Annotated in this window: 35 protein-coding genes, 8 tRNA genes and 1 rRNA gene; 23 read left to right on the top strand and 21 right to left on the bottom strand. The window is 30.4% G+C overall.

Going from position 1 to position 25,363, the window contains the following annotated elements; all coding sequences use genetic code 11:
* Positions 1–5: 5 nt before the first annotated feature.
* The 13 genes from purD to HZY31_RS05545 all read right to left on the bottom strand — a co-directional run bounded on the left by purD (position 6) and on the right by HZY31_RS05545 (position 5,153).
* Positions 6–1,346, bottom strand: coding sequence for a phosphoribosylamine--glycine ligase (gene purD / locus HZY31_RS05605; protein ID WP_297318446.1), 1,341 nt, complete (start codon positions 1,344–1,346; stop codon positions 6–8).
* A gap of 31 nt (positions 1,347–1,377) precedes the next feature.
* Positions 1,378–1,878 carry an MJ0936 family phosphodiesterase gene (locus HZY31_RS05600; RefSeq protein WP_297318445.1) on the bottom strand — a complete coding sequence of 167 codons (501 nt, stop codon included), beginning with the start codon at positions 1,876–1,878 and terminating at the stop codon, positions 1,378–1,380.
* Positions 1,856–2,515, bottom strand: a complete 660-nt coding sequence (locus HZY31_RS05595; protein WP_297318444.1) for a DUF434 domain-containing protein — start codon at positions 2,513–2,515, stop codon at positions 1,856–1,858. Before HZY31_RS05595 ends, HZY31_RS05600 begins: the two co-directional genes overlap by 23 nt.
* Positions 2,496–3,122, bottom strand: a complete 627-nt coding sequence (locus HZY31_RS05590; protein ID WP_297318443.1) for a 4Fe-4S binding protein — start codon at positions 3,120–3,122, stop codon at positions 2,496–2,498. Before HZY31_RS05590 ends, HZY31_RS05595 begins: the two co-directional genes overlap by 20 nt.
* A gap of 84 nt (positions 3,123–3,206) precedes the next feature.
* Positions 3,207–3,284: transfer RNA gene (locus HZY31_RS05585), tRNA-Asp, on the bottom strand.
* A gap of 54 nt (positions 3,285–3,338) precedes the next feature.
* Positions 3,339–3,451, bottom strand: a 5S ribosomal RNA gene (rrf, locus tag HZY31_RS05580).
* A gap of 10 nt (positions 3,452–3,461) precedes the next feature.
* A tRNA-Lys gene (locus tag HZY31_RS05575) sits at positions 3,462–3,538 on the bottom strand.
* 91 nt (positions 3,539–3,629) lie between these two features.
* Positions 3,630–3,706, bottom strand: a tRNA-Tyr gene (locus HZY31_RS05570).
* A 63-nt stretch (positions 3,707–3,769) separates the two neighbouring features.
* Positions 3,770–3,847, bottom strand: a tRNA-Pro gene (locus tag HZY31_RS05565).
* A 12-nt stretch (positions 3,848–3,859) separates the two neighbouring features.
* Positions 3,860–3,936: transfer RNA gene (locus tag HZY31_RS05560), tRNA-Thr, on the bottom strand.
* A gap of 91 nt (positions 3,937–4,027) precedes the next feature.
* Positions 4,028–4,747, bottom strand: coding sequence for a TIGR00297 family protein (locus HZY31_RS05555; RefSeq protein WP_297318442.1), 720 nt, complete (start codon positions 4,745–4,747; stop codon positions 4,028–4,030).
* Positions 4,748–4,750: 3 nt separating this feature from the next.
* A tRNA-Arg gene (locus HZY31_RS05550) sits at positions 4,751–4,822 on the bottom strand.
* Between the two features lie 127 nt (positions 4,823–4,949).
* Entirely contained in the window at positions 4,950–5,153 is a 204-nt protein-coding gene (locus tag HZY31_RS05545; protein ID WP_297318441.1) for a histone family protein, read from the bottom strand.
* A 151-nt stretch (positions 5,154–5,304) separates the two neighbouring features.
* Here HZY31_RS05545 and minD point away from each other — a divergent pair, with 151 nt between their 5' ends.
* Complete coding sequence (gene minD / locus HZY31_RS05540; protein ID WP_297318440.1) at positions 5,305–6,078, top strand: cell division ATPase MinD; 774 nt, start codon at positions 5,305–5,307, stop codon at positions 6,076–6,078.
* An 11-nt stretch (positions 6,079–6,089) separates the two neighbouring features.
* On the opposite strand, the gene HZY31_RS05535 is transcribed toward minD, so the two are convergent.
* Entirely contained in the window at positions 6,090–7,133 is a 1,044-nt protein-coding gene (locus tag HZY31_RS05535; RefSeq protein WP_297318439.1) for an mRNA surveillance protein pelota, read from the bottom strand.
* 13 nt (positions 7,134–7,146) lie between these two features.
* A complete protein-coding gene (locus HZY31_RS05530) occupies positions 7,147–7,551 on the bottom strand; it encodes a Tfx family DNA-binding protein (RefSeq protein ID WP_297318438.1) in 405 nt (134 codons plus the stop codon).
* 78 nt (positions 7,552–7,629) lie between these two features.
* On the opposite strand from HZY31_RS05530, the gene HZY31_RS05525 reads away from it, so the two are divergent.
* The 3 genes from HZY31_RS05525 to HZY31_RS05515 all read left to right on the top strand — a co-directional run bounded on the left by HZY31_RS05525 (position 7,630) and on the right by HZY31_RS05515 (position 11,172).
* Positions 7,630–8,274, top strand: coding sequence for a protein-L-isoaspartate O-methyltransferase (locus HZY31_RS05525; RefSeq protein ID WP_297318437.1), 645 nt, complete (start codon positions 7,630–7,632; stop codon positions 8,272–8,274).
* 61 nt (positions 8,275–8,335) lie between these two features.
* Positions 8,336–10,069, top strand: a complete 1,734-nt coding sequence (locus HZY31_RS05520) for an ATP-dependent DNA ligase (RefSeq protein ID WP_297318436.1) — start codon at positions 8,336–8,338, stop codon at positions 10,067–10,069.
* A 44-nt stretch (positions 10,070–10,113) separates the two neighbouring features.
* On the top strand, positions 10,114–11,172 hold the full coding sequence (locus HZY31_RS05515; RefSeq protein WP_297318435.1) for a mechanosensitive ion channel family protein: 1,059 nt from the start codon (positions 10,114–10,116) through the stop codon (positions 11,170–11,172).
* Positions 11,173–11,176: 4 nt separating this feature from the next.
* Here the strand turns inward: HZY31_RS05515 and HZY31_RS05510 are convergent, their stop codons facing one another.
* Positions 11,177–11,785: a translin family protein gene (locus tag HZY31_RS05510; protein ID WP_297318434.1), complete on the bottom strand. Its 609-nt coding sequence runs from the start codon at positions 11,783–11,785 to the stop codon at positions 11,177–11,179.
* Positions 11,786–12,011: 226 nt separating this feature from the next.
* Between HZY31_RS05510 and HZY31_RS05505 the strand changes: the two genes are divergently transcribed.
* From HZY31_RS05505 to rpsS, 5 genes are all read left to right on the top strand, one after another.
* On the top strand, positions 12,012–13,019 hold the full coding sequence (locus HZY31_RS05505) for a 50S ribosomal protein L3 (RefSeq protein ID WP_297318433.1): 1,008 nt from the start codon (positions 12,012–12,014) through the stop codon (positions 13,017–13,019).
* An 83-nt stretch (positions 13,020–13,102) separates the two neighbouring features.
* Positions 13,103–13,864, top strand: a complete 762-nt coding sequence (gene rpl4p, locus HZY31_RS05500) for a 50S ribosomal protein L4 (RefSeq protein WP_297318432.1) — start codon at positions 13,103–13,105, stop codon at positions 13,862–13,864.
* A gap of 25 nt (positions 13,865–13,889) precedes the next feature.
* Positions 13,890–14,150 carry a 50S ribosomal protein L23 gene (locus tag HZY31_RS05495; RefSeq protein ID WP_214400292.1) on the top strand — a complete coding sequence of 87 codons (261 nt, stop codon included), beginning with the start codon at positions 13,890–13,892 and terminating at the stop codon, positions 14,148–14,150.
* Between the two features lie 23 nt (positions 14,151–14,173).
* Entirely contained in the window at positions 14,174–14,899 is a 726-nt protein-coding gene (locus tag HZY31_RS05490; RefSeq protein ID WP_214400291.1) for a 50S ribosomal protein L2, read from the top strand.
* 72 nt (positions 14,900–14,971) lie between these two features.
* A complete protein-coding gene (gene rpsS / locus HZY31_RS05485; RefSeq protein WP_456371665.1) occupies positions 14,972–15,427 on the top strand; it encodes a 30S ribosomal protein S19 in 456 nt (151 codons plus the stop codon).
* 85 nt (positions 15,428–15,512) lie between these two features.
* Here rpsS and argJ read toward each other — a convergent pair whose 3' ends face one another.
* From argJ to HZY31_RS05470, 3 genes are read right to left on the bottom strand one after another with little or no spacing between them, the layout of a single operon-like run.
* Positions 15,513–16,715 carry a bifunctional ornithine acetyltransferase/N-acetylglutamate synthase gene (argJ, locus tag HZY31_RS05480; protein ID WP_297318431.1) on the bottom strand — a complete coding sequence of 401 codons (1,203 nt, stop codon included), beginning with the start codon at positions 16,713–16,715 and terminating at the stop codon, positions 15,513–15,515.
* A 15-nt stretch (positions 16,716–16,730) separates the two neighbouring features.
* Positions 16,731–17,162 carry a KEOPS complex subunit Cgi121 gene (gene cgi121 / locus HZY31_RS05475; protein ID WP_297318430.1) on the bottom strand — a complete coding sequence of 144 codons (432 nt, stop codon included), beginning with the start codon at positions 17,160–17,162 and terminating at the stop codon, positions 16,731–16,733.
* A gap of 14 nt (positions 17,163–17,176) precedes the next feature.
* Entirely contained in the window at positions 17,177–17,956 is a 780-nt protein-coding gene (locus tag HZY31_RS05470) for a CBS domain-containing ParB/RepB/Spo0J family partition protein (protein WP_297318429.1), read from the bottom strand.
* A gap of 198 nt (positions 17,957–18,154) precedes the next feature.
* Here HZY31_RS05470 and HZY31_RS05465 point away from each other — a divergent pair.
* From HZY31_RS05465 to HZY31_RS05405, 13 genes are all read left to right on the top strand, one after another.
* Positions 18,155–18,243: transfer RNA gene (locus HZY31_RS05465), tRNA-Ser, on the top strand.
* A gap of 73 nt (positions 18,244–18,316) precedes the next feature.
* Positions 18,317–18,769 carry a 30S ribosomal protein S13 gene (locus HZY31_RS05460; protein ID WP_297318428.1) on the top strand — a complete coding sequence of 151 codons (453 nt, stop codon included), beginning with the start codon at positions 18,317–18,319 and terminating at the stop codon, positions 18,767–18,769.
* A gap of 54 nt (positions 18,770–18,823) precedes the next feature.
* On the top strand, positions 18,824–19,372 hold the full coding sequence (locus HZY31_RS05455; RefSeq protein WP_297318427.1) for a 30S ribosomal protein S4: 549 nt from the start codon (positions 18,824–18,826) through the stop codon (positions 19,370–19,372).
* A 22-nt stretch (positions 19,373–19,394) separates the two neighbouring features.
* Positions 19,395–19,784: a 30S ribosomal protein S11 gene (locus HZY31_RS05450; protein ID WP_214400285.1), complete on the top strand. Its 390-nt coding sequence runs from the start codon at positions 19,395–19,397 to the stop codon at positions 19,782–19,784.
* A 12-nt stretch (positions 19,785–19,796) separates the two neighbouring features.
* Entirely contained in the window at positions 19,797–20,372 is a 576-nt protein-coding gene (locus HZY31_RS05445) for a DNA-directed RNA polymerase subunit D (protein ID WP_297318426.1), read from the top strand.
* 52 nt (positions 20,373–20,424) lie between these two features.
* Positions 20,425–20,787, top strand: coding sequence for a 50S ribosomal protein L18e (locus tag HZY31_RS05440; RefSeq protein WP_297318425.1), 363 nt, complete (start codon positions 20,425–20,427; stop codon positions 20,785–20,787).
* Between the two features lie 18 nt (positions 20,788–20,805).
* A complete protein-coding gene (gene rplM / locus HZY31_RS05435) occupies positions 20,806–21,219 on the top strand; it encodes a 50S ribosomal protein L13 (RefSeq protein WP_297318424.1) in 414 nt (137 codons plus the stop codon).
* Between the two features lie 9 nt (positions 21,220–21,228).
* The gene (locus HZY31_RS05430) at positions 21,229–21,651 is read left to right on the top strand and encodes a 30S ribosomal protein S9 (RefSeq protein WP_297318423.1); all 423 of its coding nucleotides are present in this window, start codon (positions 21,229–21,231) and stop codon (positions 21,649–21,651) included.
* Between the two features lie 47 nt (positions 21,652–21,698).
* Complete coding sequence (locus tag HZY31_RS05425; RefSeq protein ID WP_297318422.1) at positions 21,699–21,920, top strand: DNA-directed RNA polymerase subunit N; 222 nt, start codon at positions 21,699–21,701, stop codon at positions 21,918–21,920.
* 31 nt (positions 21,921–21,951) lie between these two features.
* A tRNA-Pro gene (locus HZY31_RS05420) sits at positions 21,952–22,028 on the top strand.
* Positions 22,029–22,059: 31 nt separating this feature from the next.
* A complete protein-coding gene (locus HZY31_RS05415; protein WP_297318421.1) occupies positions 22,060–22,224 on the top strand; it encodes a DNA-directed RNA polymerase subunit K in 165 nt (54 codons plus the stop codon).
* 37 nt (positions 22,225–22,261) lie between these two features.
* Positions 22,262–23,209 (top strand): phosphopyruvate hydratase family protein, encoded by a 948-nt coding sequence (locus HZY31_RS05410; RefSeq protein ID WP_297318420.1) that lies wholly within the window; start codon positions 22,262–22,264, stop codon positions 23,207–23,209.
* A 123-nt stretch (positions 23,210–23,332) separates the two neighbouring features.
* Entirely contained in the window at positions 23,333–23,521 is a 189-nt protein-coding gene (locus HZY31_RS05405; protein WP_297318419.1) for a 4Fe-4S dicluster domain-containing protein, read from the top strand.
* Positions 23,522–23,534: 13 nt separating this feature from the next.
* Here the strand turns inward: HZY31_RS05405 and HZY31_RS05400 are convergent, their stop codons facing one another.
* Both HZY31_RS05400 and HZY31_RS05395 read right to left on the bottom strand, forming a co-directional pair.
* Positions 23,535–23,783 (bottom strand): HypC/HybG/HupF family hydrogenase formation chaperone, encoded by a 249-nt coding sequence (locus tag HZY31_RS05400; RefSeq protein ID WP_297318418.1) that lies wholly within the window; start codon positions 23,781–23,783, stop codon positions 23,535–23,537.
* Between the two features lie 92 nt (positions 23,784–23,875).
* Positions 23,876–24,358: a YqaA family protein gene (locus tag HZY31_RS05395; RefSeq protein WP_297318417.1), complete on the bottom strand. Its 483-nt coding sequence runs from the start codon at positions 24,356–24,358 to the stop codon at positions 23,876–23,878.
* Positions 24,359–24,471: 113 nt separating this feature from the next.
* Here HZY31_RS05395 and HZY31_RS05390 point away from each other — a divergent pair, with 113 nt between their 5' ends.
* The gene (locus HZY31_RS05390; protein ID WP_297318416.1) at positions 24,472–25,350 is read left to right on the top strand and encodes a damage-control phosphatase ARMT1 family protein; all 879 of its coding nucleotides are present in this window, start codon (positions 24,472–24,474) and stop codon (positions 25,348–25,350) included.
* The last annotated feature ends 13 nt before the right edge of the window (positions 25,351–25,363 follow it).

Raw genomic sequence — 25,363 nt, 5'->3', positions numbered from 1 at the left:
AAAAGTTAGAATCCTCTCAACTGTTTTATTTTCTCTATTCTTTTCTTAATTAACTCCTTCTTACCAATATCACTTCTGTGATAAACTTCTCCTTTAATATATTTTGTAGCCTCTTCTGCAATCTTTTCAGCATCTTCAATTGTGTCTGCAACTCCTACAACAGCAACAGCTCTTGAACCTGTCATATATATAGTTCCATCTTCTTCATTAACTGATGCATAATGTAATATTGCTCCTAACTTTTCAATTGATTCTTCATCTACTGTTATTGGTTCTCCTTTTACTGGATTGTCAGGATAACCCTTAGGAACAACATATTTACAAACAGTTGCTTTATTTTCAAATTCAACATCTACATTTTTGAGTTTTTTATTGACTATTGCATCACAAATTTCTAAGAAGTCGTTTTTTAATATTGCCAATATATTCATTGCCTCAGGATCTCCAAATCTTGCGTTGTATTCAATAATCTTAGGCCCATCCTTAGTTAGCATAAACTGTCCATATAAAATTCCTTTATAACCACCAACTTCTTCTTTTAATGCCTTAACAGTTTCTTCCATAATCTCTTTTGCCAATTTTACATCTTCCTCAGTCATGAATGGTAAATTATGATCTGGGCATGAGTAAGAACCCATACCTCCAGTTATACTACCTTTATCTCCCTCCAATGCATGTGGATGATCTTGAACAAATGGTGTGAATTTTATACTGTCAATATCAACAAATCCGTGCAATGTGAATTCAACGCCCTCTAATTTTTCTTCAATTAATACTCTTCCTCCTCCTAATCCAGTCTCAAAAATCTCTTTAGCATATTTTTTTGCTTCTTCATTGTCTTTTAATTGCTCTCCAACGACTTTAACTCCTTTTCCTCCAGTTAATCCAACTGGTTTAACAACTGCCTTTATTCCTTTTTCAGTAAGTTCATCTATAAAACTTTCTAACTCTTCTCCATACTCTTCAAAAGCTTTAAACATTAAAGAACCTTTTATATTATATTTTTTTAATAAATTTCTCATAAATTCTTTGTTTGTTTCTATTTGAGCCGCTACTTTTTTTGGGCCAACAGTTGGAATACCCATATCCTCTAATAGATCAACAACTCCTGCCTCTAATGGAGATTCTGGACCTACAACTGCTAAATCTGGCTTAACTTTTTCAGCAAATGATTTAACTTCATTTAAATCAGTTTCTTTTGCTAGTTTAATCTCTTCTGATAATCTTGCAATTCCCGGGTTTTTATTTTTCATTAAAGTGTATAATTTAACTTCATCATTCTTTTTTAAAGCATGAGCTATAGCACTCTCTCTTGCTCCTCCTCCTATTAACAGAACTTTAACCATCATTTTCACCCATATTTTTATTTTTAATTTATTATTCTATTATTATTTCTCTATATTCTTTTTTCTCTGTATCTAAAATTCCAATTGTGGCAATACCTGTTAAATATCCACAGCACTCCCCAGGATTTATAACTAAAACATTATTAACCTCCTTAAAAACTCTTTCGTGGGTATGTCCATAGATAACAACATCATACAAACCAGAGTTTATAGCCAAATCTAAGACAGATTTATGATGACCATGAGTTATAAAAAATTTTAACCCATCAATTTCAATTGATACGAAATCATCAATAATATTATCTTCATTAATCTCTTTTAACCATTCCTGTAATTTATATCTCTCTCCATCGTTATTTCCATATGTTGCTATTATATTGGCATCTAAATTTTCAAACTCCTTTATGACAAACAAACTAACAAAATCTCCACAGTGTATTACTGTCTCAACATTTTCCTTGTTAAATATCTCTATTGCCTTTCTTATGTTAGGTAGATAGTCGTGAGTATCACTCATTATTCCAATTTTCATTTTCTCCCCTTTTCTGATTTTTTAAATATTCGATAGCCTCTGCTACTAAATCAACAATATATTTAACATTCTTACTTTTAATTATTACACTATCTGATGTTGCTACTATTTCTTTATTTTTAAGATTATAGTCACAGTTTTTAACACAATGAACTTCTCCAACTATATTATAATCTTTCATTTTTTCTCTAATATTTTTTGCTAACATCCCACTTTTTGACACTTGGGCATCTAAATAAATTATTGGCTTTATATCATACTCTTTAAGAATTTTTAATAATAACGATATTGCTTTAACGGAGTATTCGTTTATCTTATATTTACCATAAACTTTTTCAAAGTCTCTATATATATTATCGTCACACAAAACAACTTTATTTCCTTTAATTAAAGCCTCTAAACCTATAAGAACATTAAATCCATCAATATATAGTGTTTTCCCTTTTATATCTGATAATCTTTTTAATTTACTTTTTGTTATTTTAATCTCCTCATCCGTGTGAGTAGTTCTAATAATTCTAATTCTATCTTCTTTACTCAACTTGTAATGATTAGCAACAAAATTTAATGCAACATCTTTTTTATATCCCCTATTTATTAAATATCTAAAATCTTCTTTAGCCTTCTCTAAACTCATTATTTCCCCTAATTGGACAGACTTCTTCACATTCTCTACAAAATATACAACTGTCAATATCTACCTTTATAACTAAAGAATTTACATACTCATCTGGCGTTAAAATTGCCTGTAAAGAACATCTATCAATGCATTTTAAACATAGTTTGCATTTTTCTGGATCAATTTCTTTATTTAATACATCTATTGCCTCACAATCACATAAACCACAACTGTTACATCTATCTTTTAAAATTACTGGTGTCTTTGGTTTTGGAATTTCTTTTTTAATTATTGGAATGGGACAAAATGATATGCATATTCCACATTTCATACATTTACTCTCATCTATTGTAAATCTATCTTTTATTATAGCGTTATTGGGACATATTTCTAAGCAAGTTCCACAAACAGAGCATATTGTCTCTCTAAAATCAAATATTTTTATAGCATTGGTCGGACATTTACTTACACAGAGTCCACAACCAATACACTCAACTAATTGAATTGGCTTAGTTTTGGAAGGCTTTGAAAATATATCCTTATTTTTATTCGATAAATAAATCATTTTGATAATATTTTTTATAATCCCTACTCCTTTTATAATCTTATAAAATTCTTCTTCCATATTACCCACATTTAAAACTTTTAAAATTTAATTAAAATATTAGAAATATTTAAATTTATCAATTAGTTCATCTAAAATAAAAAATGGCGCCCTGGCCGGGATTTGAACCCGAGTCACGGGAGTGACAGTCCCGTATGATAGGCCGGGCTACACCACCAGGGCATAATAATGCCAAGGATAACCTAACAAAGCATTCAATAATAATGAATAAAAAGAGGCCGGCGGCGTCGCCCCTTTCCCGCCAGGTGGCAGTACTCGGGGCATCGCTGGGGGGCTTAACTTCCGAGTTCGGTATGGGTTCGGGTGTATCCCCCGCTATGACCGCCGTACCAAATGAAATGGCGGGCCCGAAGGGATTTGAACCCTCGACCACCTGGTTAAAAGCCAGGCGCTCTGCCAGACTGAGCTACGGGCCCTCTTTAACCTTTAACTTATGTGTGTTCCAAACATATTGTATTTCTCCTATATATACTTTTTGGTCAAATCATACAAAGAAAGTTTTGAAGATGGTCCGGCGGGCCGGATTTGAACCAGCGACATGCGGATCTACAGTCCGCCGTTCTACCAGGCTGAACTACCGCCGGACATAAAGTGGTGGGATTGTCCTGATCCAAACGCAACTTTGAAAGTAAATTACTGATATTTAGTGGTGGGCCTGCCCAGATTTGAACTGGGGTCTCAGGATCCCAAATCCCAAAGGATAGACCAAGCTACCCCACAGGCCCACTAACAGAAAATGGAGCCCCGGGGGGGATTTGAACCCCCGACCACCTGATTACAAGTCAGGCGCTCTACCAGGCTGAGCCACCGAGGCTCATTTGCAGTATTAGTTAAATTACAGAAGTTATATATAAATTTTTCGGTAATTAGTATATTTAATTATTTATTATCTTTGATAAGATTTTTTATAATATTTTAACTACTAACACTCCTATGATTCCTCCTACAATTGTAGCAATTAAATTCACATGTTCATTGTTTAAAATACCCCTTCTTTCAAATAATGCTCCAACGATGCTATCTGCTAAATTACCAGAAATACCTCCAATAACACTACATATTATAATATTAGAATTTTTAAAACATAGATATCCTATAACTCCTATTATAAAAGCTCCTAATAGCCCAGCAACTAATCCAAATATTGTTATAGCTCCATCAGTTCCTTTTTCTACGACTTCAAATGTTGTTATTAATCTTGGATTCTCATCAGATAATACTCCCAACTCTGAAGAAAAAGTGTCTGAAGTTGCTGCGGCAATTGAAGATACATAACCAAACAATGCCCATTTAAAACCCAGAACTGTTAAAATTGCAAATATTAATGGAATTAAACCATTAGCTAAAACATTTTTTAAACTTCTACTACTTTCATATATGTTTTTATTTTTCTTTTTTTCTTTACCTATTTTACTAACAATAACTCCCAATATAAAAAAAGATAGTAACAAAATTAAATATTCAAATCCACAAAAATATAATAATATGAAACCCATAAGGGAAGAACAAATAATTCCCTTATCATCCAAACACTTACTTTTTTTAATGAGTAATGCTAATATAATTATAACAATTATAGAAACTATCAATTTAAGCATAATCTCATCGTCTATAATTTTAATCATTAAAGCCCTGGCCGGGATTTGAACCCGGGTCAGGGGATCCGAAGTCCCCTGTGATATCCTCTACACCACCAGGGCTCATATATATATGAAATAAGAACTAATAAAATAAATCGCTATAAGAATAAAATTTTTTTAATTATTGTAAAAATATAAAAATAAGGTCTCAATTAGTTGAAAAATAAAAATATCAAAAATAAAGAAATTACTGCTTTAATGCCAACTTAATGTCTTCGACTTTAACGGTTTTTCTTTTAGCGTGCTTAGCTAATTCAACTGCCTCTCTTGCTATTTCTAATGCAATCTCTTCAACAGCCTCAGCCAAGTATTCTGCGGCTGCTCTACTCACTCTCTCTGCTCCTGCCTTCTTCAATATTCTTTCAAATGGTGCTACTGGTAACTCTCCCATTATCCCACCTCTCAATAGATTTTCAATTAAATAGTGATATAAAATCCTTTATTTAAACTTTTCGGTTAATTTTATTTTTACTTAACTTTGAAAATTTCTAAGATACTAAAAACAATTATTATCTACAAATATTACCATGATAGTGATATGTATGATAATTACCATAGCTTCTGGAAAAGGAGGAGTAGGAAAAACAACAACTTCTGCATCGTTGGCTGTAGGTCTTGCAAAATTAGGAAAAAAAGTTTTAGCTGTTGATGGAGATATATCAATGGCTAATTTGGGAATATTATTTAATATGGAAAAGAAAAAACCCTCATTACACGAAGTTTTAAGTGGAGAGGCAGATATAAAAGAGGCTATTTATAAACATAGAACAGGAGTTTATGTTTTACCAACAAGTTTATCCTTAGAAGGTTATAAGAAGTCAGATATTGACCTACTTCCAGATGTTATAAATGATATAGAGGATGAGTTTGAATATATAATTATAGATGCTCCTGCTGGATTAAATAGAGAGATGGCTACTCATCTTGCTGTTGCAGACAAACTATTACTTGTTGTTACTCCTGAAATGTTTTCAATTATTGACGCTGTTAGATTAAAAGAGAGTGCTGAAATGGCTGGAACTCCTTTAATGGGAATAGTGTTAAATAGAGTTGGTAGAGATTTTGGAGAGATAAGAAAGAACGAAATTGAGATGTTAATAAAAGGAAAAGTTTTAGTTGAAGTTCCTGAGGATGAAAATGTTAGAGCGGGAACATTGAAAAATATGAGCGTTATAGAGTATAGACCAAACTCTCCTGCATCTTTAGCATATATGAAATTAGCATCAATATTAGCAGGGGTTCCAATAGATTTTGATATAAAAATTAAAAAGAAAGAGAGTTTTATTGACAAAATTAAAAAGTTATTTTGGAGATGATTTTATTTTTATTATTCTATAGGGAATCTTAATAACCCTGCTATTCCTCCTAATGCTTTTAACTGTTTTCCAGCATCGTGTTCAGAGGAGACAATAACTACCTTCCCTCCCAACTCTTCAGTAGTATCAATTATTTTTTCAATTTCATGATTTCTTATTAAACTATCTGAAACTAACAATGTGTCTATGGCTGAGTATTCTAATGCCTTTTTAACCTCATCAATTCCATAAACTGCCAATCCTTTTTTAGAAATTTCCTCTAAAAGTTTCTCTATTAATTGTGTTTCCTTTGCTACTCTTGATTGTGCATATATTTTATTAATCAGCCCTCTTTTAATAACCTCATTCATCCCTGCTCTTGAAGTTGTAGATATAGTTTCCACTAAAATCTTACTTTTAAGTTCTGGATACTGAGTAGAGATAAAATTATAAAATGTATTCTTTGCAAATCCTGGACCAGCAACTAAGATGTTATCGACATCATACTCCTCTAAAACCTTTGCAATTTCGTGATAGTATTCTTTTTTTAGTTCTTCGTTAATTTTATAATCCAACCTTTTAGATGTATGTGACTTTATTGAGCAAATTTCTTTTATAGTGTAATCTCTAACTTCGAAAATGTCTGCCTCTTCATCATCCATAACTACTACTAAAATCTTAGGTTTCTTAGAAGACTCTATCGCCTCTTTTATTCTATCAATTTGCCATTTTTTCCAATTTTTTTCAATTGATAGTTCGTCAAATGGCTTAATTTCAAATGTGTGATGACTTCCAAGAGGAACATCATCTGGACCATGAATTATTGAACCTAAGATTCTCAATCTATTTAAATTTTCGTCAAATTCTACATTTTTTACTTCAAGACCTAAGAACATTTTTCTTTTAACTCCTCTATCTGCTCTGATAACATCTCCTTTATCTTGCACTCTTCTCTCAGTAACTGCAAATACTTTATCTCCTTCTTCAATAATGTTATATAAAACCCACAAATCATCTAAATTTTCAGGCATAAGTTTAATAATATTTTTTTGTGGAATCTCTTCAACAATCTTCATTTAATCCCCTCTATTATCTACTAATTTCTACATCTCCATTTTCAAGGATGTATATTTTAAATTTCTTTGTGGTTATTCTATTCTTAATAAAATCAGAAGCTTTTTCTTTTATAAGGTCAATTAACTCCAAGGTGTTGTATTTTACTTTTATATTTTCTTCATCAGCTTTTTTAAATACAATTTTTGGAATCTCCAAGACATCGATACCCTCATCAATTTCAATAGATACTGGGGCAATAATCATATTGTAAATTTTTATTGTGTTATATGCCTTCTTTATATTTTCTTTTGCTCTCTTTTCTATCATACTAATATTTGCTCTACTTGTTCCCAATAATTTTGCTATCTCTTCTTGTGTTAAACCCTTTTTTCTTAATTTTAAAACTTTAATTTGTGTTTCTGTTAGAAAGGATTCCATATTAACACCATGCAAAATCAAACTATTACAAAAATTATTATAAAATAGAATTTATTTAAATTTTATTTGGTGATAAGTATGAACTTAGAGGAAGAGAAAAGGAAAGTTATTGAAAAGTTAATTAGGGAGGGGTATATAAAGAGTAAGAGAGTGATAGATGCATTACTAAAAGTTCCAAGAGAGGAATTTCTTCCCGAACATTTAAAAAAATATGCCTATGTTGATACTCCCTTAGAAATTGGTTATGGTCAAACGATTTCAGCCATTCATATGGTAGGCATGATGAGTGAGTTATTAGATTTAAAGCCAGGAATGAAAGTTTTAGAGGTAGGAACTGGATGTGGTTATCACGCGGCTGTTACTGCTGAAATCGTTGGTAAAGATGGTTTAGTAGTTAGTATAGAAAGAATTCCAGAACTGGCTGAAAGGGCTGAAAGAACTTTAAGAAAATTGGGATATGACAATGTTATTGTGATTGTAGGAGATGGAACTTTGGGTTATGAGCCACTGGCTCCTTATGATAGAATATATGTAACTGCTGCTGGTCCTAAAATTCCAGAGCCGTTAATAAAACAGTTGAAGGATGGAGGAAAATTATTAATGCCAGTAGGTAGATATTTACAAAAATTGATTTTAGCAGAAAAGAGAGGAGATCAAGTTATAATAAAAGATTGTGGTCCAGTAGCATTCGTTCCTTTAATTGGGAAAGAAGGTTTTCAATAAATCAATAAAATAGTTAGTTTTATTTAATCCTTTAATTATTTTAGTTCTATGTGGTGAAATTATGCTATGGAAAGATGTTTGTGAAATATTTGACAAAATTGAAAAAACCACTAAAAGATTGGAAAAAAGAGATTTATTTATAAAATTAATTGATATGGTTAAAGAAAAAGGAACGCCAGAAGATTTAAAAAAGATTTGTTACATGGCAATAGGTAGAGTTTATCCAGAATATGATGAAAGAGAATTAGGAATTGGAGAAAAACTTTTAATTAATGCGGTAACATCAATAGGAATTAAAAAAGATGAATTATTGGAGAAAATTAAAGAAACTGGGGATATTGGTTTAGCTATTGAAAAGTTAAAGTCGAAAATTAAGCAGTCCTATTTATTTTTTCAGCCTTTAACTGTAGATGAAGTTTATAATACATTAAAGAGAGTTGGAGAGATTGAAGGAGAAGGTTCAGTAAAGAAAAAGTTGAGATTAATAAGTAGTTTATTTTTAAGAGCGTCACCAATTGAGTGTAGATATTTAGCGAGGTTAATATTGGAGGATATGAGAATAGGGATGAATGTTCCTACTATATTGGAGGCACTTTCAGTTTATTTCAATGTGCCTAAGGAAAAATTGGAAAAATTATATGCTATAACCAATGACATTGGGCTTTTAGCTGAGAAATTATTAAGAGGAGATTTAGATGATGAAGAATTAAAATTAAAACTATTTAGACCAATAAAACCTATGCTGGCACAAATTGCTCCATCAATTGAAGAGGCTTTATTAGAAATGGGTAGGGCACAATTTGAGACAAAGTATGATGGAGCAAGAGTTCAAATACACAAAGATAAAGATAAAGTTAAAATTTACAGTAGGAGATTGGAAGATGTTACAAACGCTCTCCCTGAGATTGTAGAGGCTGTTAAAAAAATTAATGTAGATCAGTTAATTGTTGAAGGAGAATGTGTAGCAATTGATAAAAATACTGGAAAGCCAAGGCCATTTCAAGATATTCTTAGGAGGTTTAGAAGAAAGTATGACATTGGAAAGATAATGAAGGAAATTAATTTGAGAGTTTATTTATTTGACATACTTTATAAAAATGGAGAATCATTTATTGATGAAGAGTTTGAAAAAAGAAGAAAAGTTTTAGAGGAAATTGTTGGTTATGAAAATGATTGGAGAACTGAAAGAGAAAGAATAGAAAAAGAACTGAGATCAGATAAAATTATTGATATATCTTATAAGTTAGTTACTAACGATCCAGATGAGGCAAAAGAGTTTTACAATTGGAGTTTGTCTATTGGGCATGAGGGAGTTATGATTAAAAATCTAAAAGCCCCATATACTCCGGGGAGTAGAGTTAGAACTATGTATAAATTTAAACCAACTCTTGAAAATTTAGATGTTGTTATTACAAAGGCTAAAAGGGGAATGGGTAAGAGAAAAGATTGGTATAGTTCTTTTGAAATTTGTGTTAGGGATGAGGAGGGTAATTTATATCCAATCGGACATGTAGGAACTGGATTGACTGAAAGTGATTTAGAAATGTTAAAAGAGGAGATTGATAAAATAATTATTAGAGATTTAGGGGAAGAGGTAGAAGTTGAGCCAAAAATTGTTATTGAAGTTGCTTATGAAGAAATACAAAAATCTGATAAATATCCCTGTGGATATGCTTTAAGATTTCCAAGAGTTGTAAGATTTAGATTTGATAAAGGTAAGGATGATATAAACACAGTAGAGGATGTAGAAAGAATTTACGAAATTCAAAGAGGTAGAAAACAGAATAATAAGTAAGTAAATTAAACAATAATTAACTTTTATAAGAAAGGTGTAGGAGTATGGAGATATTTAATAATACTCCAACTCATATAGTTATTTTTATTGCTATTACATTGTTAGGAATTGTTGCAGGAAAAATTGTAGATAAATTTATAAAAAATTATATAAAAAAAATTGTATCTAAAACAAAAACAAAACTTGATGATATTTTTTTAGACGCCATAGATATACCAACAGTTGTAATTATAGTGGTTATATTCTTTTATTTTGGATTGAACTTTTTAGTATTACCTGATTACATTCATAAAATCATAGAAAGTGCTATAAAAGTTGTTGTTATTTTTTCAATAACATACTTTGCTGTTAAGTTTGTTGATGGGATTTTCGAACATTATGTATCACCATTAGTTGAAAAAACTAAAACAAAACTTGATGATCACATATTTAAACCGTTAAAAAAATTTACAAAAATATTAATAATAGTTCTTGGAATATTAACTGCTTTAAGTTCTGTTGGATATGATGTAACTGCTATATTGGCTGGTTTAGGTATTGGAGGTTTAGCAGTAGCACTGGCAATGCAAGATACAATAAAAAACTTTATTGCAGGTGTTTTAATATTAATTGATAAGCCATTTAGTTTTGGACACTGGGTTAAAGTTGGCGATGTTGAAGGAATCGTTGAAGAAATTGGTATGAGAAGTACAAGAATAAGGACATTTGATTATACATTAATAACAGTCCCTAATTCTAATTTGTTGGAATCCTCTATTGAAAATTTAACAGTTAGGGATAGAAGAAGAGTTTTAATGACTATTGGTTTAACTTACAATACACCAGTTGAGAAAATTAAAAAAGGTAAAGAAATAATAACAAATATTGTTGAAAATCATCCTGCCACTCTACCCCCCTATAGAGTTCATTTTACAGAATATGGTGATTGGAGTTTAAATTTAAGAGTAGAATATTTTGTAAGAAATATTAGTTTTGATTATTATTTAAATGCTGTTGATGAGATTAATTTAAAAATAAAAGAGGAGTTTGAGAAAGAAGGAATAGAGATGGCATTCCCAACATATACAGTATATTTAGAGAAAGATAATGAAAAAGATAATTAAATATTTATTTAAGATTTTTTACATTTTTTAGTTCTTCTCTAAGTTTCAAATTTTCTATAAATGTAACTATATCTCCATGAGTTTTTTCTAAGATTCCTCTACATATATCTTGCTTTCTTCTTAAATTATCTACAACATAGTAGTAATCAAAGTTCATTAAAAAATCGTATAATGTTTCCATAAATTTAAAGTATCTCTCAACTTCTGATAGATCATCATTTTTCATAGATTCTAAAACTTCTCTCCTTAATTCCCCAATCACATCAGATAATCCCAAAATATAATTTTCCTCCTTTATAAAATCAAGGTCTTTGAACTTAGGAATTTCGTTCTTAAATTTTATCATATACAATGCCAATGCCTCTACGAACTCCTGCTGAGGAGTTGATAAATATCCAATGAACTCTGGAAATGTAGCCATACTATTCAATTTTTTAATTTTTTCTTCAATTTCTTTTAATTTATCTTCAAAATTTTCTTCTTTATCTGATTTGTGAATTTTTCTAATTAACATTGAACAATCTCTTACTATTTCCCTTGATAATTTTAAAATTTCTTCTCTAACGCTGTCTTTATTTGCAAGGTAGTTTATTAAGTATTCCAACTCTTCCATGTTTCTCACCAAAAATTTTATATACTCTTTTGTTAGTATTTGTTTATACACTTCTTTTCTTTTATTATGTTTATTAATATTAATGCAAACCTGAAAAGCCATAATAGGCAATGACAGGTTTGCACGATTGTAGGCTTAAATTTAATATAGTATAAATATAAAAACATAAAAACACAATTATTAAGATTTTTTAATTTATAGTAATAAATATTTCGGAGGTTAGATTATGGGATTAAATGTAAATAGACCAAGAAGAGGTTCCTTAGCATTCAGTCCAAGAAAAAGAGCAAAAAGACCTGTGCCAAGAATTAGAAGTTGGCCAGAAGAAGATACTGTAAGATTGCAAGCATTTCCTGTATATAAAGCAGGAATGAGCCATGCATTTATTAAAGAAGATAATCCAAAAAGTCCTAATGCTGGGCAGGAAATATTTACTCCAATCACAATATTAGAGGCTCCGCCAATTAATGTATTTGGAATAAGAGTTTATGGAAGAAATGAAAGAAACTATTTAACAACATTAACAGAAGTTTGGGCAGATAATTTAGATAAAGAATTAGAAAGAAAAATCAAATTACCAAAGAAAGAAGATAAAAAAACAGTAGAAGATTTAGAATCATTAAAAGATAAAATAGAGGAAGTTAGAGTTTTAGTTCATACAAATCCAAAATTAACAACCTTACCAAAGAAAAAGCCAGAAATTTTAGAAATTAGAATTGGAGGAAAAAATATAGATGAAAGATTAAACTACGCTAAGGAGATTTTAGGTAAGCAATTAAATATTACAGATGTCTTCCAAGAAGGAGAATTAGTTGATACAATTGGAGTTACAAAAGGTAAAGGATTCCAAGGACCTGTAAAAAGATGGGGAGTTAAAATACAATTTGGAAAGCACGCAAGAAAAGGAGTAGGTAGGCACGTAGGTTCTGTAGGTCCATGGCAACCAAAAATGATAATGTGGACAGTTCCAATGGCTGGACAAATGGGTTATCATCAAAGAACAGAATACAATAAAAGAATATTAAAAATTGGAGATAATGGAGAGGAAATTACTCCAAAAGGAGGATTCTTACACTATGGTGTTATTAGAAACAAATATGTTGTATTAAAAGGTTCAGTTCAAGGACCAGCAAAGAGGTTAATTGTGTTAAGAAGAGCTATAAGACCACAAGAACCATTAATTAAGGTTCCAGAAATTACATACATAAGTACTACATCAAAACAAGGGAAATAATCAGGGAAATTAAAATAAACTAATTTAAAATTAAAAATTTTAAACGATAAATATGAGTAAATAGATGATAAAGGTGAATAAAGATGAAAGCAGTGGTTTATAATTTAAATGGTGAAACAGTCAAGGAAATTGAATTGCCATCAGTATTTGAAGAAGAATATAGACCTGATCTAATTAGAAGAGCATTTTTATCTGCATTTACTGCAAGATTGCAACCAAAAGGTTCAGATCCTATGGCTGGTAAGAGAACTTCTGCAAAGTGTATAGGTAAAGGGCATGGCATGGCAAGAGTTATAAGAACCCCACAAGGATGGGCGGCATTTGTTCCACAGGCTGTTGGAGGTAGAAGAGCACATCCACCAAAAGTTGAAAAAATATTGTGGGAGAGAGTAAATAAAAAAGAAAGAATTAAGGCTATAAAAAGTGCTATTGCCGCAACAGCAAATCCAGAATTGGTTAGAGAAAGAGGACATATATTTGAAAATGAAAATTTACCAATAATCGTTGAAAATTCATTTGAAGATTTGCAGAAAACAAAAGAAGTTTTTAAAGTTTTTGAAAAATTGGGAATAAGTAGTGATGTTATAAGGGCTAAGAATGGTATTAAGATTAGATCTGGAAGAGGAAAAATGAGAGGTAGAAGATATAAAAAGCCAAGAAGTGTTTTAGTCGTTGTTGGTAATAAATGTAATGCAATATTAGCATCAAGAAATCTACCTGGAGTTGATGTTATAACAGCCAAAGATTTAGGAATTATACACTTAGCTCCAGGGGGAGTTGCTGGAAGATTAACAGTATGGACTGAAAATGCTATAGAAAAATTAAAAGAGAGATTTAACAAATAAAAAATTTGAAACAAGGGGATGAATTATGGATGCTTTTGATGTAATAAAAATGCCGGTAGTTTCAGAAAAGGCTGTTAGATTAATTGAAACAGAAAACAAGTTAGTATTTTATGTAGATAGAAAGGCTACAAAAAGAGACATAAAAAGAGCAATGAAAGAATTGTTTGATGTTGAAGTAGAAAAGGTAAATACATTAATAACTCCTAAGGGAGAAAAAAAGGCATACATTAAGTTGAAAAAAGGATATGATGCTCGTAAAATAGCAGCAAGTTTAGGAATCTACTAATAAATTAAAAAACGGTGATGAATATGGGTAAAAGATTAGTATCCCAAAGAAGAGGTAGAGGTAGCCCAACATATACAAGTCCTTCACATAAAAGAAGGGGAGAAGCAAAATATAGAAAATTTGACGAATTAGAAAAAAAAGGAAAAGTTTTAGGTAAAATTGTTGATATTTTACATGATCCTGGAAGAAGTGCCCCAGTAGCAAAAGTAGAATATGAAACAGGGGAGGAAGGGTTATTAATAGTTCCAGAGGGAATGAAAGTTGGAGACATAATAGAATGTGGAGTTACCGCTGATATAAAACCAGGAAATGTTTTACCATTAGGATCAATTCCAGAGGGTATCCCAGTATTTAACATAGAAACAATCCCAGGAGATGGTGGAAAATTAGTTAGAGCAGGAGGATGTTATGCTCATATCTTAACACATGACGATGATAGAACATATGTTAAATTACCATCTGGACATATTAAGGCTTTACATTCAATGTGTAGAGCTACAATAGGAGTAGTCGCTGGTGGAGGTAGAAAAGAGAAACCATTTGTTAAGGCAGGTAAGAAATATTATGCTATGAAGGCTAAGGCTATTAAATGGCCAAGAGTTAGAGGAGTAGCAATGAACGCAGTCGATCACCCATTCGGTGGTGGAAGACACCAACACACTGGAAAACCAACAACAGTTTCAAGAAGAATGCCCCCAGGAAGAAAAGTTGGACACATTGCAGCAAGAAGAACTGGAGTCAGGAAGTAATTTTCTCTAAATTTTTTCTACCTACCTTCATAAATTATACAATAAAAATAAAATAACTAATGGTGAATTATTATGGCTTCTAAAAGAAGAAGAATAAGAAAGAAAAAACAGGTAATTTCTAAGAGAGTTGAATTTAGATATAGAGGATACACATTAGAAGAACTACAACAAATGCCTTTGAGAGAGTTTGCTAAATTATTACCTGCAAGGCAGAGAAGAACATTGTTAAGAGGATTAACTCCACAACAGAAAAAATTGGCTATGAAAATTAAAAGAGCAAGAAGATTATTAAACAAAGGTAAAGAACCAAGAATTATTAGAACTCATTGTAGAGATTTCGTTATAACTCCAGATATGGTTGGATTAACATTTGGTGTCTATAATGGAAAAGAGTTTGTTGAAGTTAAAGTGACTCCTGAAATGATAGGTCATTACTTAGGAGAGTTCTCATTAACAAGAAAACCTGTTCAGCACGGAGCTCCTGGTATGGGTGCTACAAGAAGTTCAATGTTCGTTCCAATCAAATAAAATCCTTTATTTTTCTTTTTTTATTTTGATTAATAAGATTCATTAATTTAAATTTATAAATATAGATTTTAAAATAAAAAATAATTTAAGTAGTGTATTCAGCATTTATTCTAACATACTCATAACTTAAATCACATCCATAACAAACATTATCAAAGTTTCCCATTTTTAAATCAACTATTATTTTGATTTCATCACTTTTCATAATTTCTTCTGCTTTTTTTAACTCATCAGTTCCTTCATCTGCTAATGGAGTTCCATCTTTGACTAAATAAACCTCCTCCTTATTATTACCAATTATAATATCAACAATACTTGGATCAAAATCAGCCCCACTATAACCAACTGCCGCTAATATTCTTCCCCAGTTAGGATCTTCTCCAAATATTGCAGTTTTTACTAATAAAGAATTAACTATTGCCTTTGATGCTTTAATTGCATCCTCTTTACTTTTTGCTCCTTTAACTATTACCTCTACAAATTTAGTTGCACCTTCTCCATCTTTGACTATCATTTTGGAAAGTTCTCTACAAACATAAAGTAAAGATTTTTCAAACTCTTCCTTACATTCCTCATAATTAACTCCACTTCTACCATTTGCTAAAATAAAGACAGTATCATTTGTTGAAGTATCTCCATCGACAGATATATTATTGAAAGTTTTATCCACAACTCTCTTTAAAATTTTAGTTAAGTTTTCTTTGTCAATAATTATGTCAGTAGTTATAAAACAGAGCATAGTAGCCATATTGGGATGTATCATCCCCGCCCCCTTAGCAATTCCCCCAATTCTAACTTTTTTTCCATTTACTTCAAACTCAACTGCAATCTCTTTTGGTTTTGTATCAGTTGTCATTATAGCCTTAGCGGCATTTATTGAACTACTTTCTTTTTGCATTAATTCATAAACTTTTTTTATTCTATTTTTTATAATTTCCATATTCATTTTTCTTCCAATTACCCCAGTTGAAGCCACTAAAATTTCCTCTTCTTTAATATTAAAAAGTTCAGCAACTATTTTTTGCATTTCTTTCGCATCTTCTAAACCATTTTTTGTATAACAGTTGGCATTTCCACTGTTTGCAACTATCGCCCTAAACTTATCTCTATTTTTTATGAGATTTTTTGATAAAACAACTGGATGTGCAACAACTTTATTTTTTGTAAAAACTCCTGTTCCAATTGCTTCATTTTCAGAGATTATTATTGCCACTCCATACTTTCCTTCCTTATAACCATTTGCTTTAAAACCTTTTGGAACTATAACACCACCATCAATAACTTTCACAACATTCACCTTATTTTATTTTAATTCAATTAATGCTATCTTCTCCAAAACTCTCTCAATAGTATTTCCAAAACCTTTTATGTTAAAAACTTTCCTAATTAGTTTTTCTTTTTCTTCATTAAGTTCTAAAACTGAATCATCAACTTCTCCACCTATTAGTTTATGAATCTTTTTAAATGTATTCTCATTTTTACATATTAAGCAAACATTTCCATCTTTTGCTCCTATAATCTTTATAGCCTCCTGTATCTGCCTTTGTCCCGATGCTCTAACTAAAATTTCAATCCAAAAATTTTTAGCAATTGGTTTTTTTGTCTTAGCCTGATTTATTGCATGTAATATATGTTTTTTTGTCGCTATTAAATCAGCATTTAAAATTTGAAATTCTAATCCTAAATTAAAAATGTCTTTATTTATTTTTGCACCCCTTATACCCTTAATTATCATAACTATCCCTAAATTTAATATACTTTTTTCAATTTAACTGAGTTTTCGTCTTCCTCATCAACAATCTTAATATCATCTAATGATTTTAAATTCATCATTTCAGCAGTCTTCTCAATACCAAGTTTTTTATCCGTATCTAAGTATATAACATAAGCATCTATCTTTGGTATTCCCATTTTATATGCCGCAACTGCCCTATGATGTCCATCTATTAATATATAATGGTTGTCATTTTTTTTCTTTATTACTATAATAGGTTCAGCCAATCCTTTTTTTAATTCATACTTTCTTCCGACTAATTCATCAGCTTGTATTTTATTTTGGGTAGGTTTTAATTTACTAACTTCCACTTCTTTCTTTTCGACTTTTAAGTTGTATCCTAAACTTTGGTAAGTTTTAATTATATTTTCTAATTTTTTAGGAGTAGTTTTTTCTATTTGAGATCTAATAACATCCATATTTGATATTAACCCAACTAAATTATTCTCATTATCTACAACTGGTAATTTTGAAAACCCTGTTCTAAACATTATTCTGCCAACATCCATTATATTAGCGTCAGGAGTTGTAACTACCATATCCTTTCTTTTAGTCATTACATTTTCCACTTTTTCATTATCATCCTTGCCAATAATATCATTAACTGAAACTATTCCTATTAATTTTCCATTCTCTACAACAGGAAATGAGTTATGACCAGTCTCTTTTATCAATTTAATAACATCCTTAACCGTGTTATCTTTAGAGACAGTTATGACATTTTTTGTCATATACTCAGAAACTTTAACTTTCATATTATTTCCCTCATTAATACTTAATGTCTATACTATTAATTTTTAATTATATAAATAAAAGTTTATTTTAATTAAATAATTAAAATATTTCTATATACATTATTTTTAAATCTACAAACCGAAAATAATATATAAGAATAATTGCCATTAATAATCATAGCATAATAAGATAAGTGTAAAGATCAAAACAATTTTAGAGCGGAGGTAGCCTAGCCCGGCCAAGGCGTGGGACTGGAGATCCCATGGGGCTTTGCCCCGCGGGGGTTCAAATCCCCCCCTCCGCGCCACTTATTTTTTATTTTTTGTTTTTTATTTTTATATTAAAACACGAATTATGGAGGTGCAACCTTGACTGAAAATATGCAAAATTCTGAATTTAAATACTTAATTAGAGTTTCAAGAACAGATTTAGATGGTAATAAGAAGTTAATAATGGCTCTCCAAGACACCTATGGTGTTGGAGAGGCAATGGCAAGAGCTGTTATAAGAGTAGCTAAATTAGACCCTAACAAGTTGGCAGGTTACTTAACTGAAGAAGAAGTTAAAAAAATTGAGGAAATATTGGCTGATCCCGCTAAATATGGAATTCCATCATGGATGTTTAATAGAAGAAAAGATTATGTTACTGGAAAAGATAAACACGTTATTGAAAGTGACTTAATGATTGTAAAACAAGAAGATATAAACAGATTGAAAAGAATTAGATGTTATAGAGGAATTAGGCACGAACTTGGATTACCATGTAGAGGACAGAGAACAAAAAGTACATTTAGAAGAGGACCTACTGTTGGAGTTTCAAGAAGAAAGAAATAAACTAATAAGTTTATAAAACAAACATAAATTTAAAAATTTAACAAAGGTGATTAAATGGGAGATCCAAGAAGAAGATTTAAAAAGACTTATGAAACACCTAACCATCCATGGATTAAAGAAAGAATTGAAAGAGAAAAAGAATTATGTAGAAAATATGGGTTAAGAAGGAAAAGAGAAGTTTGGAAAGCTGAAACAATTTTAAGAAAGTATAGAAGACAGGCAAGAAGATTAATTAGCGATAGAACAGAACAAGGAGTTAAAGAGGCAGTTCAGTTATTTAATGTATTAAAAAGATATGGTATTTTAAAAATTGAAAATCCTACTCTTGATGATGTCTTATCCTTAACTGTTGAAGATATATTAGAGAGAAGATTACAAACACTTGTATTTAGAAAAGGATTGGCAAGAACACCTAAACAAGCAAGGCAGTTAATAGTTCATGGTCACATAGCTGTAAATGGTAGAGTAGTAACTGCTCCAAGTTATATGGTATCAGTTGAAGAAGAAGACAAAATTACCTATGCAAAAAACTCTCCATTTAATTATGAGGATCATCCAGAAAGAGCAAAAATTATAGGTTTAGAAGAAACACAGCCTGAATAAATTAATAATAAGGTGAAATACCATGACTGAACAAAAAAAAGAAAAATGGGGGATTGTTCATATATACTCATCTTATAATAACACAATAATTCACGCGACAGATATTACTGGAGCGGAAACTATTGCAAGAATCTCAGGAGGAATGGTTACAAGAAATCAGAGAGATGAAGGTTCTCCTTATGCAGCAATGCAGGCGGCTTTTAAGTTGGCTGAAGTATTAAAAGAGAGAGGTATTTACAACATACATATAAAAGTTAGAGCGCCAGGAGGTAGTGGTCAGAAAAATCCTGGACCTGGAGCTCAAGCGGCAATTAGAGCATTAGCAAGATCTGGATTAAGAATAGGTAGAATTGAGGATGTTACACCAATACCACACGATGGTACAACTCCTAAGAAGAGGTTTAAAAAATAAAGGTGGTAACCTTTGATTACAATTAAAGAGAAGAAAAAAACAAGAATTGGTGAAAATTTTATTTTTTCTTTAAAAGCACCAATATCTTTTTCTAATGCTATTAGAAGAATAATGATTTCTGAAGTTCCAACCTATGCTATTGAAGATGTTTATATATATGAGAATTCTTCATCAATGGATGATGAAATTTTAGCGCATAGATTGGGATTAGTTCCAATTAAGGGAAAACCATTATTAGAAAATGAAGTTATAAAATTCACCTTAGAAAAAGAAGGACCATGTGTAGTTTATTCATCAGATTTGAAATCTGATAATGGAGAAGTAGCATTTAAAAATATTCCAATTGTAAAATTAGGTAAAGGGCAAAAAATACAGATTGAATGTGATGCAGTTCCAGGTATTGGTAAAATACATGCAAAATGGCAGCCATGCAATGCTGTTTATAAACAACTTAGTGAAGATGAGGTAGAATTTCTAGTAGAAACATTTGGACAAATGGAGGCTGAAGAAATATTAGAGGAGGCCGTTAAAATATTAAAAAATAAGGCAGAAAGTTTTTTAAAACAACTGGAACAAATTGAGAAATAAATATTATTAAATTTTTTAAAACCTTAAAAAGGTTTAAAACACGGTGAGAATTATGAAAAAGATTAGAGCAACAAATCCAAGATTGGTTAAGTTAATTGAGACTTTAAAATATGAAAGTTATAAAAATCAGGCAAAGATTTGGAAGGATATAGCAAGAAGATTAGCAAAGCCCAGAAGAAGAAGGGCTGAAGTAAATTTAAGTAAAATAAATAGATATACAAAGGAAGGAGACATAGTTTTAGTTCCAGGTAAGGTTTTAGGAGCAGGTAAATTGGATCATAAGGTAATAGTTGCGGCATTTGCATTTTCAGAAACAGCTAAAAAGTTAATTGAAGAATCAGGAGGAGAGGCTATAACTATTGAAGAATTAATAAAAAGAAATCCAAAAGGTTCAAATGTTAGAATTATGGCATAAAACACGTTGGTGATAATAATGACAGTAATAGATGCTGAAGGAGCGATATTGGGGAGATTATCTTCGGAAGTGGCAAAGAGAGTATTAAGAGGAGAAGAAATAGTTATAGTAAATGCTGAAAAGGTAATTATAACTGGTAATAAAGATTGGATTATAAAAAAATATCAAGAAGAGAGAGAAAAGAAAAACGTTGCTAATCCAAGAAGATTTGGTCCAAAGTTTCCAAGAAGACCTGATGATATATTGAGGAGAACAGTAAGAAAAATGCTTCCATACAAAAAATCAAAAGGTAGGGAGGCATTTAAGAGAGTTAAGGTTTATGTTGGCAATCCTAAAAATTTACAAGTTGATGAAAAAATATCTCATCCATTAAACACTACAAAGTATATTACATTAGGTGAGTTAAGCAAACACTTAGGAGCGAAATTCTGAGGTGATTAAATGGAAGAACATAATAAAAAAATAGTTTTAACAGTTGGTAAAAGAAAAAGGGCAATTGCAAGGGCTGTAGCAAGACCTGGAAAAGGTAGAATAAGAATTAATAAAATACCAATTGAATTAATAGAGCCAAAGTATAAAAGAATGAAATTAATGGAACCAATTTTATTGGCTGGAGAGGAAATCATTAGCCAAATAGATATAGATGTTACCGTAAATGGCGGAGGAGTTATGGGACAAATGGATGCCGCAAGAACTGCTATTGGTAAGGCAATAGTTGAATTTACTGGTAGTAAAGAGTTAAGAGATAAATTCTTAGCATACGACAGAACATTGTTAGTTAGTGATGCAAGAAGAACCGAGCCACACAAACCAAGTAGATCTACAAAAGGTCCAAGAGCAAAGAGACAAAAATCTTACAGATAAATTCTTTATTTTATGTTATAATTTTCTTTTTATAAAAGGTGATGATTATGATGTTTCCAATTAGATGCTTTTCTTGTGGTAATGTTATTGCCGAAGTTTTTGAAGAGTATAAAAGAAGAATATTAAATGGAGAGAATCCAAAAGATGTATTAGATGATTTAGGTATTAAAAAATACTGTTGTAGAAGAATGTTTATATCATATAGAATTAGTGAAGATGGAAAAGAGATTATAGATGAAATTATTGCTCAAGATGAAAAATACTTATAAAAAATTATTTTTAGAAATTTTACATTCTTATGGGGCTGTGGGGTAGCCTGGTTATCCTGTGCGCTTGGGGGGCGTGCGACCCGGGTTCAAGTCCCGGCGGCCCCACCATTTTTATATATTTAGTTTTAGAGGTGAGATGTTGAAATTAACAAAATTTGAAATTGCAAGAATTTTAGGGGCAAGAAGTTTGCAGTTGTCAAATGGAGCATATATAACAATTAAAACAAATTTAGATAGTTCATTAAAAATAGCATATGAGGAGATTAAACAAGGAAAAGTCCCATTAAGACCTATAAGACCATAAAAGAATAATTTCTAATCTTTAATTGAGGTGGATATAATTGACAAACGTTATTATTGAAAAAATTAGTGCAAAAAAAGTCTTTAAAGGGGCTAAAATTAAAGTTATGATAACTACAATGACTAATATCTCAGTTGGTTATGATATTATTGATGTTGCTAATCCTGAGGAAGCTATAGCTGATGTTGAAAATGTTATAGCTCCAGAACTTATTGGATATCCAGCAACTGACATTGATTTTATAGATTCATTAATTTGTGAAACTTCAGCATCTAACAATCCTAATGTTGCCATGGGAATATCTATAAGTATAGCAAGAGCAGCATCAAATAGTTTAGATATTCCTATGTTTAAATTTTTAGGAGGGGCTTTAACAACAGATTTACCCATAGTTGCATCTGGAATATTAGTTGATAAAAATGATAATGAATTAATTCCAATTGTTATGGCTGAATCTATAGAGGATATTGTTAATTTTTATATAACATTATCTAAAAAATTAATGAATGATTATTCAATTGTAAATATTAATGGAGCATACACTTGTAGTGATATATTCAACGAAATCCCAAAAATTAGGAAATTAATTGATGAGCTTAAAGAAGATGAAGATTTAGATGTTTTATTAGGACTTAGCACTAAAAAGGATATTGTTAAAGATAAGGAATTATCTCAAATTGACTACTTAGAAGTTGAAGAACCCATAGAGTTTGATGGGTTTTTATGCACAGATGTTATTTATGAAGAAAGTGACTTTGTAAAATTATACCCTTATGAAATGGGAACAATAACTGAGATGTATTATTATATAAACTACATTGTGGATAAAGGACTTTATCCAGTAATATTTGGAAATAATTCCTCATTAGCTCATATAGCAGTTAGTTTTAAAGTCCCTTTTTTGAGATCAAATCTTTCCTCAAATGTCCTTAATGAAGTTTGGAACATAGAAAGGACTATAATTAATCCAAATATAAGAAGATTTTAAAATTTATTTTTAAATTTTTCTTATTTTTCGATAACTATTTATAGATAGATAACTATTTATAGATAGAATATTACTATATCTTAACTATCCAATTAAAAATAATTAAGAATGAGGTGATAATAAATGGCAGTAACAATAAACTACGATTTATGTAAAGGTCCTGACTGTGCAGAGTGCGTAAATAATTGCCCAATGGAAGTTTTTGAAATTCAGGGAGATAAGGTAGTTGTTGCAAGAGAAGAAGATTGCACATACTGTGGAGTCTGTGAAGATGTTTGTCCTACTGGGGCAGTAAAAGTTGAACCAGAATAAAATAGATTATTTTTTATTCTTCCATTTCTTTTAAAGCATTAAATAGTTCTTCCCATGCTTCTAAACTTAATTTCGCATCTTCTTCACTTAAAACTTCTAATGCATAGCCAGTGTGAATTAAAATATAATCTCCTATTTTAACTTCTTTATCTAATAATGTTAATTTTGCTTTTTGTCTAACTCCTTTATATTCTGCTATTGCATATTTCTCTCCATCCTCTTCTATTATCTCTACAACTTTACAGGGAATAGCCAAACACATAATTCATCACCATAAAAATTTAAACTCTAATAATTATTTTCCTATAAAGAATATAAAATTATGATTATGAAATTTTTTATTTAAAGTATTAATCAAAAATGGATGTGATCTTTTAAAACAAATGGAATAATAACCATCCCATGCCTAATTAACCTACTTAAAAATACTGCAACCATATATTTTTTAAATGGCATTTTAAAGATATCACAAATCCAACATATAACTTCAAAAGGAATTGGTGTAAAACTCGCAATAATAACCCCAAGAATACCCCACTTTTTTAAATAGAAAGTTCCTTTATCTATTTTCTCCTTTTCAAATAATTTTAACATTAACTGTTTTCCATACTTTATTGCAAGATAATATGTAACTACAGCCCCAAGGTTGCAAGCAACTGTTGAAATAATCCAAACCAATTTCCAATCTAATCCAGCCAATAAGCCAGCGACAATAAATATCTCTGTTGGAAAAGGTTGAAATATTGGCTCAGAAAATCCTACTAAGAAAATACCAAAATACCCATATTCCTTTATAAGGTTTAATAGGAATTCTTTAAATATCTCAAAGTTAATCATATCTATCGCCAAGATTTTTAATCATTCCACATAATTATATAATTCTCAATTATATAAACCTCTAAAAATATCAAGGTTCTAATTTAAATACTAAATTGTGGAGGGAGAATTATATGAAGATAAAACCAGAATGTGCTATCTGTATAATTAGGCAAGTTGTTGAAGCGGTTAAAGAAATAACAAATGATGAAAAAGAGCAATTTAGATTAATAAAAAACACTATGGAAGTGATTAAAGAAGTTTATGGAGAAAATGCTGTTCCAGCGTGGATGGGAACTGTTGTTCATAGGCATTTAAAAAAAATTAGCAATACTGAAGACCCTTATAAGAATTTAAAAGAAAAAGCGAATAAAATTGCATTAAAATATTTAGACAAAGTTAGAGAATTGTGTAATGATAACAACGATTTAGAAAGATTAAGAAAAAAAGTATTGGCATCAATTGCTGGTAATGTTATAGACTTTGGAGCATACAGCATAGATATAGATATAGAGAAGTTAATTGAAGATACATTAAATGATAAACTAAAAATAGATAACAGTAAAGAATTATTAGAAGATTTAAAAAATGAAAAAATAAAAAAAGTTTTATATATTTGTGATAACGCAGGGGAAATAATTTTTGACAGAATTTTAATAGAAGAAATTCTTAAATATAATAAAGAAGTTGTTGCAGTTGTTAAAGGGAAACCAATTTTAAACGATGCTACATTAGAGGATGCAAAGATAGCAAATATTGATAAAATATGTAGAGTAATAACAACAGGATCTGATATAATTGGAATCATATTGGAGGAGTGTTCAGAAGAATTCCTAAAAGAATTTAGAAGTGCTGATTTAATAATTGCAAAGGGTATGGGAAATTATGAAAGTTTAACAGAGTATGAGAATGAAATAGATAAGCCAATTTATTATATATTAAAGGCAAAATGTAAGCCAGTTGCTGAAAATATAGGAGTTAATGTTGGAGATAATATACTATTAAAAAGATAAAAGGTGAATAAAC

Origin of the sequence: Methanocaldococcus sp., assembly GCF_024490875.1 — an archaeon.
In the GTDB taxonomy this organism is placed as follows: domain Archaea; phylum AGJL01; class Methanococci; order Methanococcales; family Methanocaldococcaceae; genus Methanocaldococcus.
The sequence above is the reverse complement of the archived record's forward strand: the minus strand, read 5'-3'. Positions and strand labels throughout refer to the sequence as shown.

Bases quoted from the DNA above. Each gene is read 5' to 3' on its own strand.
- purD (WP_297318446.1), bottom strand. From the start codon at position 1,346: ATGGTTAAAGTTCTGTTAATAGGAGGAGGAGCAAGAGAGAGTGCTATA.
- HZY31_RS05600 (WP_297318445.1), bottom strand. From the start codon at position 1,878: ATGAAAATTGGAATAATGAGTGATACTCACGACTATCTACCTAACATA.
- HZY31_RS05595 (WP_297318444.1), bottom strand. From the start codon at position 2,515: ATGAGTTTAGAGAAGGCTAAAGAAGATTTTAGATATTTAATAAATAGG.
- HZY31_RS05590 (WP_297318443.1), bottom strand. From the start codon at position 3,122: ATGGAAGAAGAATTTTATAAGATTATAAAAGGAGTAGGGATTATAAAA.
- HZY31_RS05555 (WP_297318442.1), bottom strand. From the start codon at position 4,747: ATGATTAAAATTATAGACGATGAGATTATGCTTAAATTGATAGTTTCT.
- HZY31_RS05545 (WP_297318441.1), bottom strand. From the start codon at position 5,153: ATGGGAGAGTTACCAGTAGCACCATTTGAAAGAATATTGAAGAAGGCA.
- minD (WP_297318440.1), top strand. From the start codon at position 5,305: ATGATAATTACCATAGCTTCTGGAAAAGGAGGAGTAGGAAAAACAACA.
- HZY31_RS05535 (WP_297318439.1), bottom strand. From the start codon at position 7,133: ATGAAGATTGTTGAAGAGATTCCACAAAAAAATATTATTAAACTTATG.
- HZY31_RS05530 (WP_297318438.1), bottom strand. From the start codon at position 7,551: ATGGAATCCTTTCTAACAGAAACACAAATTAAAGTTTTAAAATTAAGA.
- HZY31_RS05525 (WP_297318437.1), top strand. From the start codon at position 7,630: ATGAACTTAGAGGAAGAGAAAAGGAAAGTTATTGAAAAGTTAATTAGG.
- HZY31_RS05520 (WP_297318436.1), top strand. From the start codon at position 8,336: ATGCTATGGAAAGATGTTTGTGAAATATTTGACAAAATTGAAAAAACC.
- HZY31_RS05515 (WP_297318435.1), top strand. From the start codon at position 10,114: ATGGAGATATTTAATAATACTCCAACTCATATAGTTATTTTTATTGCT.
- HZY31_RS05510 (WP_297318434.1), bottom strand. From the start codon at position 11,785: ATGGAAGAGTTGGAATACTTAATAAACTACCTTGCAAATAAAGACAGC.
- HZY31_RS05505 (WP_297318433.1), top strand. From the start codon at position 12,012: ATGGGATTAAATGTAAATAGACCAAGAAGAGGTTCCTTAGCATTCAGT.
- rpl4p (WP_297318432.1), top strand. From the start codon at position 13,103: ATGAAAGCAGTGGTTTATAATTTAAATGGTGAAACAGTCAAGGAAATT.
- HZY31_RS05495 (WP_214400292.1), top strand. From the start codon at position 13,890: ATGGATGCTTTTGATGTAATAAAAATGCCGGTAGTTTCAGAAAAGGCT.
- HZY31_RS05490 (WP_214400291.1), top strand. From the start codon at position 14,174: ATGGGTAAAAGATTAGTATCCCAAAGAAGAGGTAGAGGTAGCCCAACA.
- rpsS (WP_456371665.1), top strand. From the start codon at position 14,972: ATGGCTTCTAAAAGAAGAAGAATAAGAAAGAAAAAACAGGTAATTTCT.
- cgi121 (WP_297318430.1), bottom strand. From the start codon at position 17,162: ATGATAATTAAGGGTATAAGGGGTGCAAAAATAAATAAAGACATTTTT.
- HZY31_RS05470 (WP_297318429.1), bottom strand. From the start codon at position 17,956: ATGAAAGTTAAAGTTTCTGAGTATATGACAAAAAATGTCATAACTGTC.
- HZY31_RS05460 (WP_297318428.1), top strand. From the start codon at position 18,317: ATGCAAAATTCTGAATTTAAATACTTAATTAGAGTTTCAAGAACAGAT.
- HZY31_RS05455 (WP_297318427.1), top strand. From the start codon at position 18,824: ATGGGAGATCCAAGAAGAAGATTTAAAAAGACTTATGAAACACCTAAC.
- HZY31_RS05450 (WP_214400285.1), top strand. From the start codon at position 19,395: ATGACTGAACAAAAAAAAGAAAAATGGGGGATTGTTCATATATACTCA.
- HZY31_RS05440 (WP_297318425.1), top strand. From the start codon at position 20,425: ATGAAAAAGATTAGAGCAACAAATCCAAGATTGGTTAAGTTAATTGAG.
- rplM (WP_297318424.1), top strand. From the start codon at position 20,806: ATGACAGTAATAGATGCTGAAGGAGCGATATTGGGGAGATTATCTTCG.
- HZY31_RS05430 (WP_297318423.1), top strand. From the start codon at position 21,229: ATGGAAGAACATAATAAAAAAATAGTTTTAACAGTTGGTAAAAGAAAA.
- HZY31_RS05425 (WP_297318422.1), top strand. From the start codon at position 21,699: ATGATGTTTCCAATTAGATGCTTTTCTTGTGGTAATGTTATTGCCGAA.
- HZY31_RS05405 (WP_297318419.1), top strand. From the start codon at position 23,333: ATGGCAGTAACAATAAACTACGATTTATGTAAAGGTCCTGACTGTGCA.
- HZY31_RS05400 (WP_297318418.1), bottom strand. From the start codon at position 23,783: ATGTGTTTGGCTATTCCCTGTAAAGTTGTAGAGATAATAGAAGAGGAT.
- HZY31_RS05395 (WP_297318417.1), bottom strand. From the start codon at position 24,358: ATGATTAACTTTGAGATATTTAAAGAATTCCTATTAAACCTTATAAAG.
- HZY31_RS05390 (WP_297318416.1), top strand. From the start codon at position 24,472: ATGAAGATAAAACCAGAATGTGCTATCTGTATAATTAGGCAAGTTGTT.